Genomic DNA, 15,699 nt, shown 5'->3' on the forward strand with positions numbered 1-15,699 from the left:
TTCAATTAAACCCAACCTTCCGCTAAGTACATCAGTCGCAATTGACTTGGTGAGCCCAGTTTATCTAATGCATCCAACTGAGCGTCACTCAGGTTTGGGCATTTATCAAGGTATACTCGTCCATTTTCGGCATCAAGTGGCAGTTTGTAAGTCAGCTTTTCATTGATTTGACTCGCCTCACCTTTATCGATCGCTCGAACTGCAGGCATGAGCCAATCCCAATCTTCGCCCAACAGCTTTTTAAACGCACTATGAGCAGTTGCCTCAGTTTTACTTGGCGCATCTTCTGGACTTAGCTTCAAGATAGAATCAACGTCAGGGACTAAGTGTTCACCTGGCTCTGATCCCAACATCTTTTTCAACGTTAAGCGAGCAGCTTCCATCTCTTGTGCTTCTTTAGGCGCTTGAGGTGATGTCATCGCCGTGTTCTCTTTAGGTCCAAGGTACGCCATCAATGCGCGTACAGAAGCTGGATCTTGCATGCTGAAGGTAAAGTCTCCTTTGGCATTAGAAACTTCAAGCCTTGGTAAAACACCAGACATCTCACCTTGCATGAGTTGCTCTTTGACTTCCGTATTTAACCCGTATGCTCCAGCTTGGTTCGCAACAAAGCCACCACCACTGATGATGCCAGTCGTGGCAGCCGAACCAATGGCTTCTTTTGCTATCGGCGTAACACCCGCTGTCGCTACGGAGCTCACACCAAAAGTACCCAAACTACCTGTCGCCATGCCCAATGTCGCCCCAACTGCGCCTTCAGCTGATAACATTGCATGACCTTGGGCTAATGTTTGTTGCATCGGCATAGAGAGACGTTGGTCTCGCCCTGGAAGCTGCGAAATTTGCTCCAGCTGATGGTGGTAAGCTTCAGCATCGCCATTGACTGCCGCTTTGTGCAGCTCACGTCCTGTTGAAATTAATAGCCCTACGCCAGGCAAAGCTAGGTTGATGACAGCATTAACGCCAGAACCTTTCAGTTTTTCTTTGCCCACCTGTAACAGTTCGGCGCCAAAACCATCCATTTTCCCCGGGTACTGAGCCTCTAAACTCACCTGCATACGCGGATCTTTGCTGATCGCATCAAACGTATTTTTAAGCTGCTGGTACGTATCGCTGCTCACCTTGACTTCATCCAACAAGCTGACAACTTCTAAGATTTTGCGCTCAGTAAGCGGCTCACCGCGATAACCAGAAGGGCTAACTAATGAGTAAGCTAGCAAGGCAACCTCAGGCTTTTCTTGTTTAAGTAGCGCCTGTTTCAAATCAAGGTGAGTTTTGATGTTTTCTTGGAAAAACTTAGTGTATTTGCTTCTCAACACGCCTTCGTGGATAGAAGCAAACTTGTGACCTTTGTGGAACGTTGAAGGTTCTTTTACCTCACCTCTTTTACTGATCACTCGGTCATCTTTTTGCGCAGCGACTGCACGAAACTGTTCTAGATCAGGTACTGGGCTTTGACTGATTTTTTGCGTTGTATTGACCATTTTTCTCTCCTACACACGAAGTGATTGAACATGAGCTTGTTCATGATTAGGGGTGGTTGGAATCGCTTGATCCAACATTGCAAAACGCGCTTGCCACAATTCAGTCTGTTCAATAACCTCATGAAACCAAGCAGTAAGATTCGTCGTGTTTAGGTGCTCAACGGGTTTACGTCCCGCTAAGACAAGCTGTCGACCATTTGGGGCTAAAGCAAGTGCCAGACTGCCACTACCGATGCCCTGATAATTAGCATGAGCAAGCAGCTCTAAACCTTTTAGTCGTTGTTCGCCCGACTTTTCTAATCCTCCGAAAGTCACGGACAACATTAAATCATCCGTATCTGTCGCGATGAAATACAGCATGTAGCGGTCGTCGACCAGTAGCTGACAGCGTTCATTGTCTTCAAAATTCAGTTCGGGTAACTCATTGAGTTGGCAAAACTCCAAGAGCAGTTGTTGAATCGTGTTCATAACTTTTTCCTTTTGTTTCAATAACTCTATTGAACAACGATTGCAGATTGAACGATGTCGGTAATGGCTTTATTTTTGTCACTTTCTCGTCTTCATTGTGAGGTTTTCCGCAGAAATCTCGCTGTAAAAATGAGTTGTCAGAGTAATAAAAAAGAGCAGCTCAGGGCTGCTCTTTTAATCAAGGTTAGCTGATTAGCATTATGTGGTTTCTCACTTCTTTTGCAGAGTGACTAACCCAGTTTATGGCTATCAAAAATGACTTCTGTTGGCGGGAACATATTCGAAACAGGTGGTCGTTGCGCATCTCCAAACATTGGTGCACCGAATGCGGATGTTGCCCAAGGATCAACAATTTTCACATCCTTACTCCATGTTGATGGATCTTTAATATCACTCCCCTCTTGTCGACCAACCAGTACATAAAGGTGTGTACCTGAATGGCCCTTTTTAAACGCAACCACTTCTACTTTAGGCTCACCTTCAGGTGTGCCTGACATGCCTTGAATCATCTCAGCAGCGGCAGCAAAGGCAAATGTAGTACAGCAGCCGGCTTTCGCGTTTTGTACTGCCTTAGCAATGTTCTGTAGAGTGCTTAATTGCGGTGCGGTTCCTCTTTGTGCTGCAGCTTGAACTCCGTTTGCGGACATAGTCGCTCGTTGATCTTGCATGATTCGCGCTTGATTCGCGTGAAGCGCTTCTAATCTAGGCTTTCCTTTGGTTTCATAAAACTGCGAACCTTTTACACCAAATGTATTTAAGTCTGTGCAGGCAAAATCACCAAGCTTTTGAAGGTTAGTTTTATGTTCGTTGATCAGCGCTACACTCGATGAGGTTTTATTCGCTTTAGAAGAAGAGGCCGCCGTTTGTGGGGCTGGCCAATGTGAGCTCGGACCAGACGACAATCTCTCAAGATTTTTCAGACTACCAAGCGTTAACTTGTTTTCACCGTTCAACACATTTTGCAGCATCAGCTTCGCAACGTCTTTAGGAATGCCCTGCTTCGTGAGCAGATTCACCACAATGTCTTTCGCTTTATTCTGGTGGCTAATACGCGCGCTGACGCTTTTGTTTTTAGGCGCCCCTTCTTTAACAAAAATATCTTTGCCATTATGCGCTCGAACCTCTTTATCGTCAGCTTGATTTTGTGTCGCCAAATGGGACGTTAACTGACTCAACGAATGCATGTGTGATGTATTAATATTGACCATGTTTGATGCCTTAAACCTGAATAAATGCGTGTACGTCTGTTTGGCTAAAATCTACGACCGTATTGTTCTGAAATAACTGAGCCCAAGTATCCACTAGCTCATTCAGTTGAATCATCAAGTTAGCAATGTTGGTGAGTTCACTTTCGGCCGCAATGGCAACCTGAAGAACCACATCTTTAGTGGTTGGATTAACGCAAAACTGCACACCGCCGGTTTCTCGATATAAGAAGTTGTATTCAAGTAAAACTTGAAGTTTGTCTAACGTAATATCCTCTTGTTCTATGTGCAGGTTTTTAGAAATCAACAACTCGCCTTTTTCCTCCACAAGCAGAACATCGACACTGTTATTTTCAGCAAAATGCAGTGACCACATTTGATCGTCATACGCTGTCACGCGCTCAAGGTTCAGCACTTCTCCCAGTTCAGAGAGAAGCATATTAATCTTTCCTGTATCCATGTTGTGTCCTGTCTAATTTAATATACCTAAGTAGCCTCGAAATATATGATGCAGCGAGACGACTTGGGTATAACGGCTTATTTAAATAAGCTCATAAGGATAAGAGCGATTTTATGGCGTGATAGACACAGGAGCTTTATTTAAACGTCTCAATTTTATTGCTATTAGCCGTTTTAGCGAGGTAGAAAAATGAAGAGTAAGTTGGATAAAGAAATAAGAAAAGAGCGGCAATCGCCGCTCTAAAATTTGAATAGAAGAGAAAAATTACTTGATGCCGTGAAGGCTGTTCTCTGCGTTCATAGCTAAAGGATTGAATGAGTCGTTACGAAGTTCTGCTATCGCGTATAGCATGCGTCCCATGCGACCGTTTCCATCGGTGAACCCGTGATACCCAATGACTCCTGCAAACAAGTGTTTACCCAGATCTTTATCCGCCACTGGGTTTTCTTTCAAAAATCCTTCAATGTGCTGCTTTAGCATCCCCTCACCGCCAATACTTGAAGGCAAAGTACCACCCGAAATATTTGGCCCTCGGTAGTCACGTTCAACATCAGGTACCAATCGAGCGTGTAGCTCTTTTAAGTTGTCCATATTCAATAAGTCTTTCCCATTAGACGCGTATTCTTTAAGTAAAGACGTAATGTTTTCGGCATCATTCCCTTTAGAGTTAGAAGCATTAATGATCCACGCCGCAGCTCGTTCGACATTATCGGTGACGCCACTTTTGTTAAACGCGTCCTCTGCCAGTCCTTCAGCGTATACACCTTGGCTTAGATCGGTGCTTGCTAGACCTTCGATATGGCGTTGCGCCGATTTAAGATGCATCACCTCCATATCAAACACCGCTTGCATTTGAGTGATGCTACCTGCTGGATTTTTTTGCGCTGCAGACACACCACCGCCATAGTCTTTTACTACACGTCCAGCAAGCGACTTCGCTGCACTTTCGCCAATCAGTGATGTGAGGTTTTTACCAGAATCGGTTTCTAGCATTGATTCTGTCATTGCTCGCTCCGCTAACTGGTTTAGCTCAGCAGAGTGCGATTGGACCGTTTTGCTATCCAATTTTGCGAATGCATTTAATACATCTGATGCGGTTTTTATGTTTCCATCTTTGAAGAACATTTGTCCATGCTCAACAGAAGAAGCAGCTCGTAAACGCTGAGCTTGGCCTTGCTCATTATCAAATACGGCTTTTGTTAGGGCTTTCGCAACCGATTGTGGGCTGCCTTCGCGAAACAGTTTTCCTGTCGCTTCAAAAAATCGTGCTACCGCACCATTAATAGGATTGGTACGAGTAAATTCTTGGGTCGCTGCGTTGATTTGGTATTCTTTGCCACCAATACTCAGCTTGCCTTCGTTTAGTATCTCGTTGCGAGCTTGCGGCATGGCAGTCTGCAATGCGCTAACACTTCCAAAACTGATCATGTTTTAAACCCTTAATGTGGAAAAATGAGTAGTACTCGTTACCGGTACTTCGGTTGTTTTATTGGTTACTTTTTGCGTGTTCGCACTTTTTAACCATTCGATGAAATTCGCCAATGATTCATCAAGAAAAGAAGCAGTTAACAGTTGCTGGTGCAGGTGTATGAAACCGATGTATCCCGTTTCTGCCTCCCAGAATACCGCTGGAGAGCCTTGCGTTAAGGCATCTTTCATATGTTGATGCAAAACATCATCACTCGGCTTATCGCCTGAAATCAGCCCAATAAGTGTCAGGCGATCTTCTTGTGCGCGAATTGTGATTGCTGTGTTTTGGTCAATGAGTAGATGACAACAATCATCCTCATCAAAAACCAGCGACTCCAGTTGGCAGCGGCTGGCAAAATCTGTCAGTAAAGAAGTTATAAATCCATTAGCCATTCGACTAAATAATCCTATTTTTGTTGTTTTAGAGGCGCTGCTTGGTTGCAACACTTATCACCTAAGCAGCTTTCTTAGGTGTATTCTTAAGGATTTATGGCAGTGAATATTTTAGAAATGGTCGGATTTTTTTTGTTTAAAGGCATTAAAATGAAAAAACTCAGCAAGTACTGAGTTTTTTAAGATTTATTCATGAATCGTAATTTTACGCTCGCTGAGTTGCTTCACCATCGCTTGCTTTAATGCATGCAGCTGTCCATCAATACTGGCGTCGATGATCCCGACTTCAGTTTCCAGAATGCAGCCTCCATTTTTCAAGCGAGCGTCTGCTACCACGTCAACGTAACCGACTTCAGGGTAATCACTCAATACACCAGCCACCTTTTCCCTCACATCAACAACCTGCTCTGGATGGACATGTAAAATGACCTGCTTTTGGTTGCTCACCAATTGCAACGCTTCTCGCACGACGCTCACCGTGGTATCGACATCATCAAAGGTATCGATGATCTTACGTACCGCTTCTAACACCACGCCTGTCATTTTTTCTTCGACTTGCTGATAGTAATCATTACAACGCGCTAGGGTTTCAATCATCGTTTGCGCATTTTCAATCTTGGCTTGTGCGAGACCATCTTGATAACCACGTTGTTTTTCAGTTTCGTAGGCTTGTTGGGCATTAGCAATTATGCTTTCAGCTTTGGAGTTCGCGGCTTCAACTAAGTGTTGCGAATCAAGATAACTGGCATAATCTTTCGCTTTCAGCACCTTTAAGCCAGGTGCCAGCTGCAAGTTGTCTGTTTTTATTTCAACAAATGAAACCATTGGGGAATAACCTGTTTTGCGATTTTTTTTGTGAGTCGATACGCTAGATCTCGCTGATCTTTTGCCAACCAGCTAGCCATTTCCGTACTCTCGCTGAGCTGCTGTTCTAGTTTGAATTGCCAACGCAGGACAATGTCTTCTGGCGAGTTAACTAAAACAAACCTTATCCAGGAGTATCCAAGCGCTTGCATTTTTGCTTCAACAGACCGCTCATCCAATGATTCTGGCAACGGATGTTGCCAACCTTGCGGCCAACTGGATAACAACATCGGCCCGTTTTGAATCAAGAACCGAGCGCCTTCCAATCCAAAGACGTTGTTCAGAACCTGTTTCGGATGTTTTAAAACAACGCCTCGCATTGCCACACAATGTAAAGCTCCGCCCACCATCAATACGAGTTGATTCAACGCATCCGCTGGGAGCAACGCCAAGCTATGGCAAGGTTTGTTAAAAGCCGTCTCTGGAACTGGAGATAACGCCCACTCATTTATGCACCATTGGTTAAACATGGGGTTATCTCTCCAACCTTCAATATTTAATAACCAAGGCTGTTTCTGTTCTATCCAACTTTTATGGATGTATTGGCAAGGCGCGTAGTTAAATTGATGTTGTACCTGCGCGAGTGGTGTTTCTGGTTTAACCACGCTTTGTGTTCCTGCGGCACCAAGTAAAAGTAGCGATATTTGAACCGATAAGCGCAGCTACCAAGAACACCAAAATGGCGATAAGATTATTCGCCGTCTCTTTGGTGACCTGAACCGACAAAATGCTTTTAAATTGATTGTTTTGAGTAGCAACTCGTACCTCTGATGAGGGTACCATCACTACGCTGATTCGATCGTAATTCAACCCCTCAATACTGTTGTTCACCAATAGTTTGATCTGTGGAACATACGAATCAAGCGCAATGTCCGCCGCGTGTTTAATAAACACAGAGGCAGATGCAGGAGTTGGACGCTCTCCTGGACGTAGATCTTGATCTTCCAAAACAACATGAACACGTGCCACCAGCACGCCATCAATCTGTGATAAGGTTGAAGAAAGTTCTTGAGATTTCGCGTACACCAAACGTGCTCGTTCTGCTAATGGCGACGAGATCAAATCGTCTTTGGGAAACACCTCTTTCAATGTAGAAAACTGCTCTCTTGGATACCCTTTTCGCTTCAGCGCGTCTACAGCGAAGGCGATTTGAGAACTGTCTACCATTAACTTGACGGTGTTGTCTTTGTCAGGTTCTTTTGTTGCAACGACACCTTCGGATAATAAGATCGATAACATCTCATTCCCCTCTTTCTGAGTTACGTTGGTGTACAGCTCGGTCTGACAACCCACCAGAAACAACGTGAGCATGATGAAAACCGCTCTCATTTTATTCATCATCACTATTGTGCCTTCAATAAGGTTTCTACGTTTTGTGTGGTTTTACCCACGGTTTTTGCGATCAGCTCTTCTTGAAAAGTAATGCGCGTCAGTGCCCACTGCATTTGCAGTAATTGCGCCGGATCATCACCCACCATCTTCATGTTGTCTTGCAGGTTACTTTTCGCGTTATCGATAGTATTTTTTAACTCGCTGATGTTTTCGAGCAAACCGCCCTCCAAGCCATTATTCGCCTCGGGAACCGACATGGCTTGCTCGAAACGTTCACTTAAACCGTCCTCGACTTGTGCATCCTGCAACTTATCAATGTTGGTTTGCATCACCTCGGTGTACTGCGTGTTTATCATATGTACTCCTAAGACAAATCTAACTTGTGACTATGAGTCACGATGTTTTTCACCATCGCATTTTTTTGGATCATGAAGCTAAGCTCATCACGAACTATGTCCAGTGTTGATGCCATATCAGGTAACGACTTCAACTCAGCCCAGCTGTGCCACAAGGCTTGTTCTTTCTGGGCACCCAGTGGAAAATGCTGCGCCAACATTTCTTTAAGTGCTGCTTTATCGACAGGTGGCTCAGCAATAAGCTGGCCCGAAAAATCCCCTAGCAACTCCTGCTTCAACACCTTTAATAAATCAGCTTGCGGGTGTTCGGTGCCCTTTGCACTCTTCGCCTCATGAAAGGCGTACCACATTGCCTCTCGTTTAACTTGAGGATCGGAGAACGCTTCATTCAACGACGATAAGACGCTTTGTTTACTGACAACGTCTGCGCCTTTTAGTGATTCATACCACGCTTTGATGCCCGCCAGTTTCGCTTCTGTTTTCTCTAACGTCTCTTTTGGAGAGGCGTGTGAAGCTTCCGCTTGCTTGGCATTACGCTCCATGAGCACATTCATCTTATCTTCATCGCTCCGCTCATAATGGCGCGACTCCGATTGGCGCAGAGGTTGTGGTTGAAGAGTTAGATTACTTGAATCAACGATCATCCAAGGTTCCTAATGTCCTGAGAAAAGCTTGCAGCAAATGCTTGGCTTTCTTCGCTTCCCTGTGATGCGAGTTCTACCCAACTTTCCGCTTTGCTCAATAAACCAGCTTTGGCGGAAGCAAGGGCCGCTAAACTGATCAGATCTGGATAGGCGTTGCAAAGTGGTTCGAGCAATTGATGAGCCTCTTCGTACAAGCCTTTATTCATGAGGCTCATTGCACGAATCATCACCACGGTCTCTTCAGAACCAGAGCTTGCTTCAAGGCCGTCCGCAATCGTGTTAGCTTCTTGATGACGATGCATACCGGTTGCCATCAGCGCGATTTCAGCCAGCAATTGGCGCATTTCTCGTTCCATGCTTTATACCTTCTGGAGAATCGACTGCATCACATCTTTAATCGCACGAGTGGTGGTCGCATTGATGTTGTAAACAACAGACCATTTGTTGATCGCGTGCTGAAGTTCAGCCAGCTTAGATGGATCATCGGCGTTTGTTTCTAGGTTCTTGATGGCAGTCGTCACCTCTGTGTTGGCATCTTTCGCTTGTTTTTCTAACTTAGTTTTAACATCATCAAGGTTTACACTGTTACTAGCATCGTAAAATGACATAAGACTTCCTCGTATTTTTTAGTTCGCTTCGTATGATTCAACGACCGCATGTGCGGCGGTGTAAGCTTCATACTGTTTGAGTAGCAATTGGTACTGCTGTGGTGAGCACCCTAAATCCAACTGACGTTTCACCACCGCTTGTGCTTCTAAGAGCTTGCTCTTAATCTTGTGCACTTCCGCACCGTTTTTGTCGTTATTTAAAATTTGTTCAAGATTTGTCATTGTTCGTCTCGCCCTCGTATCCGAGTTCTATTGTTATCACCCGCCCGCCTTTGACCAGCTCAATGCCAGCAGGCGTAACACTGGATATGCGGTAGCCTTGAGGCGTTCTTGCACCAACCATGTAACGAACGTTATCAGTCAGAATCACATATGGAACCTGACCAAAGTTAACGCTACGAAAAGGGAAATCGATGTTGGTGCCTTTACTCACCTTAGGTATGGATTTCAAAACTAAATATGGTTTTTCACCATATTGTTCTCGGAAGTCTCGAGTCACACCGTAAAATCGAGTCGTTTCGATATCATCAAGTTCCCCGCGTACTTCGATGCGATCACCGCTGGTAACCAACTGGACTTTTTTCAGTAGCTCTGCATCCGTCAATAAGGCTTTTAGCGTATCCATGTAGGCACCCGCTCTTTGCAGTTCAACCTTCCACGCTACTAGGCCCGGTACGTCTCGCTCTAAAATTTGCTCAACTTGGTTCCAGCGGCTTGCATCATCGATATAACCCGTCAGTAACAGTGTGCCCGTCTCATCCCCATTTTCGACTTTCACCTGGTGATAGCCGAGGTTTCGCAAAATAAATCGAACCCCGTGACGGATTTCTTCCATCGTTCTTAAGTCACTTTTGTAATTGATACCTAGTACATCAATTCGACCAAGCAGATCGAGTTTCTGAGTTCGATCTTCAACATAGCCTTCCAAAACCGCTTGGCGTGCGGCGGCATTCCATTCCACACGAACGTCGCTAAGTTTGAGCTCGCCTAAGATGTTGCGCACCAAAACAATGGGTTCTGCTTCTGTGACAGTCTCATTATTGTTTCCGTTAGCTTGGCTGTACCACATACCAGCAAAAATGACACTCGGGACAAAACTACAAAGCAAGGCGATGAGCGTTGTTTTTTTCCAGCTAGAGCGTTGTACAGCAACAACAGGTGTATCCTGTTCGCTAGATTCGTCGCTGACGTTACTCACGATTAACGCATCTTCTGCGTACCCCAGTGCGAACTTCACAACGCCTACAGAGACAACGGCATGGCGTGACAGCTCGATCCCATCATCTTCAACAGAGATGTTTTCACCGTTAATATTTGCCTCTTTGCAGCCTCGTAAAATGACCGAGTCTTGCTGGCAAACCAACGTGAAATGGTTAGCTTCGACCCCAGCATCAGACAGCACGAGATCTGCGATAAAGTCGTCACTGCCAAGCACAAGAGCGCCCTCAGGTAAGGTGACTTCAACTCCGGAATGCACGCCTGATAAAATACGAATTTTCCATTGCTGCATCGCGGTTAAGGCTCCTCTGATGGACGCACACACTCACTTTGTGAGTCATCGCATTCCAATACTTTTACACGCCAACCCTTTTGCCCTGTCGGCAATTGGCACTGCGTCAATTGAGACGACTGTTGCTGTGACAATAAGTCTTGCTGATAGCGCTCTGCTTGAGTCTTTGATGTGCAGCTATACACTTCGACGACCGATTTAAATTCAGCACTGTTGTTGGAAATATTGTTGAGCTTGCCAATGCTTGGTCGCAGATCGTACTCATTACCAATCAACACACTATCGCCAATACCATCCACAACGATTCGCGGTTCTAGAATAAACATGCGCACCGTGCGGCGTTTAGTGTTGGTATTACTTCTAAACAATGCACCTAAATATGGGATGTCTCCCAACAGTGGTACTTTACGTAACTGATGACTCACTTCATCTCGATAGACACCACCGATGAGTAAGCTTTGCCCTTGTTTAACCGTCGCTAAGGTGCTGATTTCAGTTTTACGCACGGAAGGAAGGTCGTCGACACCACCATCGGTAATCTTTGCCCCGTCTTCGAGATGAAGGCTCAGATTGATTTCTGGTCGGGCAGCAAACCTGTCACCAACAATACGCGGGACAATTCTCAGTAACGTGCCATACGTGACCTCTTCCAGTGCTGCGGTCTCTTTACCAACCAGCTTGACGTAAAACGTGCTGCTGTTGTTCAGTACCGCTTCGACATTTTCTTGGGTTAACAGTGTTGGTCTTGAAACCACTTGAGCACTGCCTTGAGATTCCAATAATCGGATTTGAGCCAACAGGTAATTCAGATTGGTTGAATCAAGCAAAGACTTAAAATTTTGTCCGCTGCCGAGAGTCACATCACCCGAACTCACATCCCCTGTTGTTTTGATATCAACAATTCGATTATTTCCGACAGACACTCCCGCTCGCCAATCCACGCCTAACTGACTTAAATCGTTGGCACTGATGTCGACAATCGATAACGCAACTTCAATTCTTGATTGCGGTTGGTCCAATTGAGCGACCAGTTTGCGATAGAGCGGTAATCGCGCTTGAGTATCACGAACAATAATCGCATTAAGGCCCGGCTCTGCTTCAACCGTTGCTCCGCCATGAACTGAGGCGGTTTTATTGCTTTTTACAGGCTTATCTGAACTGGTAACTTCTTTGTTCGACGTACTCGTCACTTGAGTTTGAACACCAGACACGACTCGCTTTAAAACCGATGCGATACCAGGAACCGTAATGGTCTGATCTCGATATGCAATTTCTCTATCCGTTGCAGAAGCGTACTTCAAAGGAATTATTTCAACGAATAACTCGTCGGTTGAATTCGATTTCTGCAGCAGGCGCGTTTCTAATGCTTCGGCCGTTTGTACAACTAAGTCGACATAACGTGGAGGACCTGCAAGATAAACCAACCCTTTACTTTCAGCGGCTCTCCACCCATAGCGCGAATCCCACACTCCAGTGGAAATTAACGTGCTTCGTAGCTCTCTGGCGGTCAATAATTCTAATTGGAGTAAACGTGAGCGCGTTTCTGTCGCCTTATAGACATGTAAGACGGCACCATCGAAATACCACATCAAGTTATAGACTTGCGATAAGTAATCGAGGAACTCAGCCGGATCATCAGGAGTAAAACGTCCACTCACTCGATCATTAACTTTGTCACTCACCGAAACCGAAACGCGATAGTTTGCGCCAAAGTTATTCAACAACTCTTTTAATGAGTCGTTATCTGCATAGTATCGAAATGGTTGCTCGGGCCAGTGTAAGTCTGTTGCTTGTGCGAATCCCAACGGAGCAAAGCTCACAGCACACAACAGTATCTTTGTGGCAGCACGTCTGATGTTCGGAAAGACTTTTCGCATCATGGCAACCACACATTATGATTAATCGTGTGGTTCACGCGCTCTTGCTCCAATAATGCCATATAACGCTCACATAGATTAACGTGCTTAGAAAGCAAAGAAGAGAACAGCTCAATCGAACAGTCCTCGATCCTCACTTTGCTTTGTAAAATCAGCTGCTGATCATCATTCGCTGTTAGTACACAGCCATCTTCACGGATTGTTTTTAATGAGAGCTGCATGCAACGTTGTAACGCTTGTTCTTGTTGATAATCTAGATGCTCTTTAAACTGGAAGGGTAAAGCCGCTTCCCATAAAAACCATGATGCGTGTTGTTTGATGGTCAGTGACAACTGATCAACCTCGATGTTGTAAGAGCCATTTTCTGAGGCAATAAAATCCCCTACCTTTAGCGTTTCCGCTAAAGATTTCATCATCTTATCTAACATTTAACGCCCTATTTAAATCTGGCTGAGGTGATTGCAAGCCTGGCCGCACTGGCCGCTTTGAGTGTCAAAATAGTAGTGATCAATATCGCCAACAATTTGCATGCTCTTGAACCACTGCCATACTTTCGCAACCGCATTTTGGTCGTTGTAAACCACATCACATGCATCCCAGACTTCGTTCAGCTCAGGAGCTTCAAGTCGAACTTCCGAACACCACTTTTTCCACTCAGAGATAAACTGAGCAGTCGTAGAAGTGTACTCTGCGAACCCTTTAAGCTCGTCTAGGGACGGTTGCCACTTCTCAATTAACGAACGATGACATTCAATCACTTGCATCTGTTGTTCGCTCAACGTCCCGAGTTGATCTTTCAACTGGTGTTGTTGGCGCTCAATTAAATCGAGTTGCTGTTGTACAAACACCGCACTGGTGTCCTCTCCCAATAGTTTCGACCAATATTCCTTTTGAATATCGAGCTGATTGATAAGCTGTTCCACTTTAATGGAGGCATGCAAAGCGCTTTGATCAACTTGACGGTTAATCCACTCGTTTAGCGATAAATGAAAACAAAGCATCAACGTTTTTGGCACCGCTAAATTGAAGCGAAAACCAAGACGCGCGTTGATGTATTCCAGTCTTTGTTCAAAGGTCACGAGTGTGCGGCTATCACTGAGCTGCGACCCAATTTCCAAAAATAAACGCATGGCGAATCGGTCAAGCGACGCACCGAGCTTTTGATACGTTTTCACCAACTGGCTTGCGCACAGGCTATCGACGACGCTTCTATCCAACAAGCGCTGAAGTAAAGATAACTGTTCATAATTAATGACGCCTTCACTCAACAATTGTCGGTGATTGACGTGCACAACATTGAAATCCTGCGTTGATCTAGAAGCACTTTCATATCGAGCTCCTCTCTGCAAAACAGTCACTTTCCGTTGTGTCACAATGCTGTCTGGAAAAAGCGAACGGCGTCGCCAATGCTGCTTTTTCATTTATGTTCGTCTCCGCACCCCTCTCGAACGATCCAGAAAGAAAGAGGTGTAATAATTTTTAATCGTTCGTTGTTACATGACGCATAATAGAATTTACGCTGATGAGTGACTTTCAAAATTAGTCAGAAAATTTTAGTCCCAAGTCATTTCATTTCGCGATAGCTACTTGATCGTCTCCCGAACGTACACGGCTTGGCGTCGTTCCAAAACGACGGCGGTAACTCTGCGTAAAGTAAGACTGACTAGAAAACCCGGCCTCCATCGCCACATCCACGATGCTCATCTTGCTCGTCAACAGGAGTTTATGAGCGTGCAACAATCGGCGCTCACTGATCCAAGCTCTTGGTGAAATGCCATAGTGCTCATTAAATAGCTCTTTAAAAGTCGTTAAGCTAGCACCAAACTCTTGCGCATAGTCAGTCAACTTCCACTCTTTGAGATAGTGTTGTTCCATAAATCGACGTAACCGTTCCGATGTTCGGTTAGTTTGTTGTGACAGCAACGCATAGAGTGATTCGCCCCCTTTGCCGTGCAGCAAAAGAATGAGTAACTCTTCATATTTTAGGCACATGATCGCATCTGGATACGCCTGTTGCTCAAGCGTCTGCATGCTGGAAAGCACTTGCTCTACGAGTATGTTCAAACCAAAAGTAAACAAGCCAGAACAAACTTTATCTACCTTGGGCAGCATCATCAAAAGATCACTGTGCTTCTGTAATAGCTGACTAACGAGTTCGTTGTCGTAGGTTATAATCGACGCTTTGTATGCCCCGTCTATGGGCGAGTACTCGAATAAGTAATCCCCTTGGGATAGAAACACCCCGTTTTCTGCCGCGACATCGATTGTGCAATCACCTGTTTGAACTCGAAGCTGACCATTGTGAACGACAACAATGTGAGATTGGTCTGAGTGAAATACTTCGTCAGATTTTTCATAGCGGGAAAAACTACGAATTTTTCGCGAGCTCGAGCCGACCTTTTCTGTGTTTAGTTGGCCTGACACATCCATTTTCTACCCTTCATTATTTTGAGTTTCTCAGTACGAGTGTTGAGAAACTTTCAAAGCAATACTTTGATTGTTGTTATTTCTAAGTACTGCTATATCAATTAAAGAAGCAAAGAAAAGAGCATAGAAGTTCATATCACTTACCATACCCCCCGAATAATTAGCGAATATCCTAAGCATTACCCTTACCTAAAGGTAAAAGTTTATCTTAGTAAACTCTGCTGTCCGTCTTTATTATTTTTATCAGATAGCGTTTATTATTAGCCAAAACTTAAATATCATTTCGTTATTAAAGTTTAGGATTTTTGTTATACATTAGAATAAAATTAAATAGATTATGGTATCGTTTATCGAACAAACTGAAATTTCCAAAATCTTAAAATTGTATGTTTTATAGCCTAAAACGCCAAGCCAACGTGTTCAAGGAGCGAGATATAATCATAAAGAATGCTATTTTTGCAACAAGTATAAGTCTAAAAAACAACTGACCCGATGACTTAAACCATGTAATTAATGTTTGTAAAAAACAACAAAACTTTCACAACAGGAAAGAGCAAATCTTTATTTTTAATAATTTAGTAAGGTCTAATTAAATGTAACC

General features: G+C 44.4%; 19 protein-coding genes. All 19 read right to left on the reverse strand.

Translation table 11 applies throughout. The annotated features are described in order from the left end of the window. Positions 1 to 5: 5 nt before the first annotated feature. Complete coding sequence (locus tag F7Y48_RS00530) at positions 6 to 1,484, reverse strand: CesT family type III secretion system chaperone (protein ID WP_316679666.1); 1,479 nt, start codon at positions 1,482 to 1,484, stop codon at positions 6 to 8. Positions 1,485 to 1,493: 9 nt separating this feature from the next. After that, on the reverse strand, positions 1,494 to 1,952 hold the full coding sequence (locus tag F7Y48_RS00535; RefSeq protein WP_005395137.1) for a CesT family type III secretion system chaperone: 459 nt from the start codon (positions 1,950 to 1,952) through the stop codon (positions 1,494 to 1,496). A gap of 230 nt (positions 1,953 to 2,182) precedes the next feature. After that, complete coding sequence (gene vopR, locus F7Y48_RS00540) at positions 2,183 to 3,160, reverse strand: type III secretion system effector VopR (RefSeq protein ID WP_048626458.1); 978 nt, start codon at positions 3,158 to 3,160, stop codon at positions 2,183 to 2,185. Positions 3,161 to 3,170: 10 nt separating this feature from the next. After that, on the reverse strand, positions 3,171 to 3,617 hold the full coding sequence (locus F7Y48_RS00545; RefSeq protein WP_031780449.1) for a type III secretion system chaperone: 447 nt from the start codon (positions 3,615 to 3,617) through the stop codon (positions 3,171 to 3,173). 264 nt (positions 3,618 to 3,881) lie between these two features. After that, the gene (locus F7Y48_RS00550; RefSeq protein WP_316679667.1) at positions 3,882 to 5,045 is read right to left on the reverse strand and encodes a VopS family T3SS effector adenosine monophosphate-protein transferase; all 1,164 of its coding nucleotides are present in this window, start codon (positions 5,043 to 5,045) and stop codon (positions 3,882 to 3,884) included. Between the two features lie 3 nt (positions 5,046 to 5,048). Further along, the gene (locus F7Y48_RS00555) at positions 5,049 to 5,534 is read right to left on the reverse strand and encodes a CesT family type III secretion system chaperone (protein WP_254048144.1); all 486 of its coding nucleotides are present in this window, start codon (positions 5,532 to 5,534) and stop codon (positions 5,049 to 5,051) included. A 132-nt stretch (positions 5,535 to 5,666) separates the two neighbouring features. Beyond that, positions 5,667 to 6,305 carry an HrpE/YscL family type III secretion apparatus protein gene (locus F7Y48_RS00560; protein WP_005395149.1) on the reverse strand — a complete coding sequence of 213 codons (639 nt, stop codon included), beginning with the start codon at positions 6,303 to 6,305 and terminating at the stop codon, positions 5,667 to 5,669. Then, on the reverse strand, positions 6,284 to 6,949 hold the full coding sequence (gene vscK / locus F7Y48_RS00565) for a SctK family type III secretion system sorting platform protein VscK (protein ID WP_114322286.1): 666 nt from the start codon (positions 6,947 to 6,949) through the stop codon (positions 6,284 to 6,286). The genes F7Y48_RS00560 and vscK overlap by 22 nt, the downstream gene beginning before the upstream one ends. Next, entirely contained in the window at positions 6,942 to 7,688 is a 747-nt protein-coding gene (sctJ, locus tag F7Y48_RS00570; RefSeq protein ID WP_086012989.1) for a type III secretion system inner membrane ring lipoprotein SctJ, read from the reverse strand. Before sctJ ends, vscK begins: the two co-directional genes overlap by 8 nt. Then, positions 7,688 to 8,032: a SctI family type III secretion system inner rod subunit VscI gene (gene vscI / locus F7Y48_RS00575; protein ID WP_005377202.1), complete on the reverse strand. Its 345-nt coding sequence runs from the start codon at positions 8,030 to 8,032 to the stop codon at positions 7,688 to 7,690. The genes sctJ and vscI overlap by 1 nt, the downstream gene beginning before the upstream one ends. An 8-nt stretch (positions 8,033 to 8,040) precedes the next feature. Further along, complete coding sequence (locus F7Y48_RS00580; protein WP_253645085.1) at positions 8,041 to 8,676, reverse strand: YopR family T3SS polymerization control protein; 636 nt, start codon at positions 8,674 to 8,676, stop codon at positions 8,041 to 8,043. Further along, on the reverse strand, positions 8,673 to 9,032 hold the full coding sequence (locus F7Y48_RS00585; RefSeq protein ID WP_047009830.1) for a YscG family type III secretion system chaperone: 360 nt from the start codon (positions 9,030 to 9,032) through the stop codon (positions 8,673 to 8,675). Before F7Y48_RS00585 ends, F7Y48_RS00580 begins: the two co-directional genes overlap by 4 nt. 3 nt (positions 9,033 to 9,035) lie before the next feature. After that, positions 9,036 to 9,284, reverse strand: coding sequence for a type III secretion system needle filament subunit SctF (sctF, locus tag F7Y48_RS00590; protein WP_047009831.1), 249 nt, complete (start codon positions 9,282 to 9,284; stop codon positions 9,036 to 9,038). 18 nt (positions 9,285 to 9,302) lie between these two features. Next, the gene (locus tag F7Y48_RS00595; protein ID WP_012841766.1) at positions 9,303 to 9,506 is read right to left on the reverse strand and encodes an EscE/YscE/SsaE family type III secretion system needle protein co-chaperone; all 204 of its coding nucleotides are present in this window, start codon (positions 9,504 to 9,506) and stop codon (positions 9,303 to 9,305) included. Beyond that, positions 9,493 to 10,794 carry a type III secretion system inner membrane ring subunit SctD gene (gene sctD, locus F7Y48_RS00600; protein ID WP_316679669.1) on the reverse strand — a complete coding sequence of 434 codons (1,302 nt, stop codon included), beginning with the start codon at positions 10,792 to 10,794 and terminating at the stop codon, positions 9,493 to 9,495. The genes F7Y48_RS00595 and sctD overlap by 14 nt, the downstream gene beginning before the upstream one ends. Before the next feature lie 5 nt (positions 10,795 to 10,799). Continuing rightward, the gene (sctC, locus tag F7Y48_RS00605; protein WP_395205866.1) at positions 10,800 to 12,674 is read right to left on the reverse strand and encodes a type III secretion system outer membrane ring subunit SctC; all 1,875 of its coding nucleotides are present in this window, start codon (positions 12,672 to 12,674) and stop codon (positions 10,800 to 10,802) included. Next, positions 12,671 to 13,099: a YscB family type III secretion system chaperone gene (locus tag F7Y48_RS00610; protein WP_074191269.1), complete on the reverse strand. Its 429-nt coding sequence runs from the start codon at positions 13,097 to 13,099 to the stop codon at positions 12,671 to 12,673. The genes sctC and F7Y48_RS00610 overlap by 4 nt, the downstream gene beginning before the upstream one ends. Before the next feature lie 12 nt (positions 13,100 to 13,111). After that, the gene (locus tag F7Y48_RS00615) at positions 13,112 to 14,092 is read right to left on the reverse strand and encodes a T3SS regulon anti-activator ExsD domain-containing protein (protein WP_152814876.1); all 981 of its coding nucleotides are present in this window, start codon (positions 14,090 to 14,092) and stop codon (positions 13,112 to 13,114) included. 148 nt (positions 14,093 to 14,240) lie between these two features. Beyond that, the gene (locus tag F7Y48_RS00620; protein WP_048626466.1) at positions 14,241 to 15,101 is read right to left on the reverse strand and encodes a helix-turn-helix transcriptional regulator; all 861 of its coding nucleotides are present in this window, start codon (positions 15,099 to 15,101) and stop codon (positions 14,241 to 14,243) included. Positions 15,102 to 15,699 lie beyond the last annotated feature (598 nt).

Origin of the sequence: Vibrio sp. 2-1-2a, assembly GCF_032648565.1 — a bacterium.
Classification (GTDB): Bacteria; Pseudomonadota; Gammaproteobacteria; order Enterobacterales; family Vibrionaceae; genus Vibrio; species Vibrio diabolicus.

Coding starts and splice junctions, on each gene's coding strand:
- F7Y48_RS00530 (WP_316679666.1), bottom strand. CDS start 1,484: ATGGTCAATACAACGCAAAAAATCAGTCAAAGCCCAGTACCTGATCTA.
- F7Y48_RS00535 (WP_005395137.1), bottom strand. CDS start 1,952: ATGAACACGATTCAACAACTGCTCTTGGAGTTTTGCCAACTCAATGAG.
- vopR (WP_048626458.1), bottom strand. CDS start 3,160: ATGGTCAATATTAATACATCACACATGCATTCGTTGAGTCAGTTAACG.
- F7Y48_RS00545 (WP_031780449.1), bottom strand. CDS start 3,617: ATGGATACAGGAAAGATTAATATGCTTCTCTCTGAACTGGGAGAAGTG.
- F7Y48_RS00550 (WP_316679667.1), bottom strand. CDS start 5,045: ATGATCAGTTTTGGAAGTGTTAGCGCATTGCAGACTGCCATGCCGCAA.
- F7Y48_RS00560 (WP_005395149.1), bottom strand. CDS start 6,305: ATGGTTTCATTTGTTGAAATAAAAACAGACAACTTGCAGCTGGCACCT.
- vscI (WP_005377202.1), bottom strand. CDS start 8,032: ATGATAAACACGCAGTACACCGAGGTGATGCAAACCAACATTGATAAG.
- F7Y48_RS00580 (WP_253645085.1), bottom strand. CDS start 8,676: ATGATCGTTGATTCAAGTAATCTAACTCTTCAACCACAACCTCTGCGC.
- F7Y48_RS00585 (WP_047009830.1), bottom strand. CDS start 9,032: ATGGAACGAGAAATGCGCCAATTGCTGGCTGAAATCGCGCTGATGGCA.
- sctF (WP_047009831.1), bottom strand. CDS start 9,284: ATGTCATTTTACGATGCTAGTAACAGTGTAAACCTTGATGATGTTAAA.
- F7Y48_RS00595 (WP_012841766.1), bottom strand. CDS start 9,506: ATGACAAATCTTGAACAAATTTTAAATAACGACAAAAACGGTGCGGAA.
- sctD (WP_316679669.1), bottom strand. CDS start 10,794: ATGCAGCAATGGAAAATTCGTATTTTATCAGGCGTGCATTCCGGAGTT.
- sctC (WP_395205866.1), bottom strand. CDS start 12,674: ATGATGCGAAAAGTCTTTCCGAACATCAGACGTGCTGCCACAAAGATA.
- F7Y48_RS00610 (WP_074191269.1), bottom strand. CDS start 13,099: ATGTTAGATAAGATGATGAAATCTTTAGCGGAAACGCTAAAGGTAGGG.
- F7Y48_RS00615 (WP_152814876.1), bottom strand. CDS start 14,092: ATGAAAAAGCAGCATTGGCGACGCCGTTCGCTTTTTCCAGACAGCATT.
- F7Y48_RS00620 (WP_048626466.1), bottom strand. CDS start 15,101: ATGGATGTGTCAGGCCAACTAAACACAGAAAAGGTCGGCTCGAGCTCG.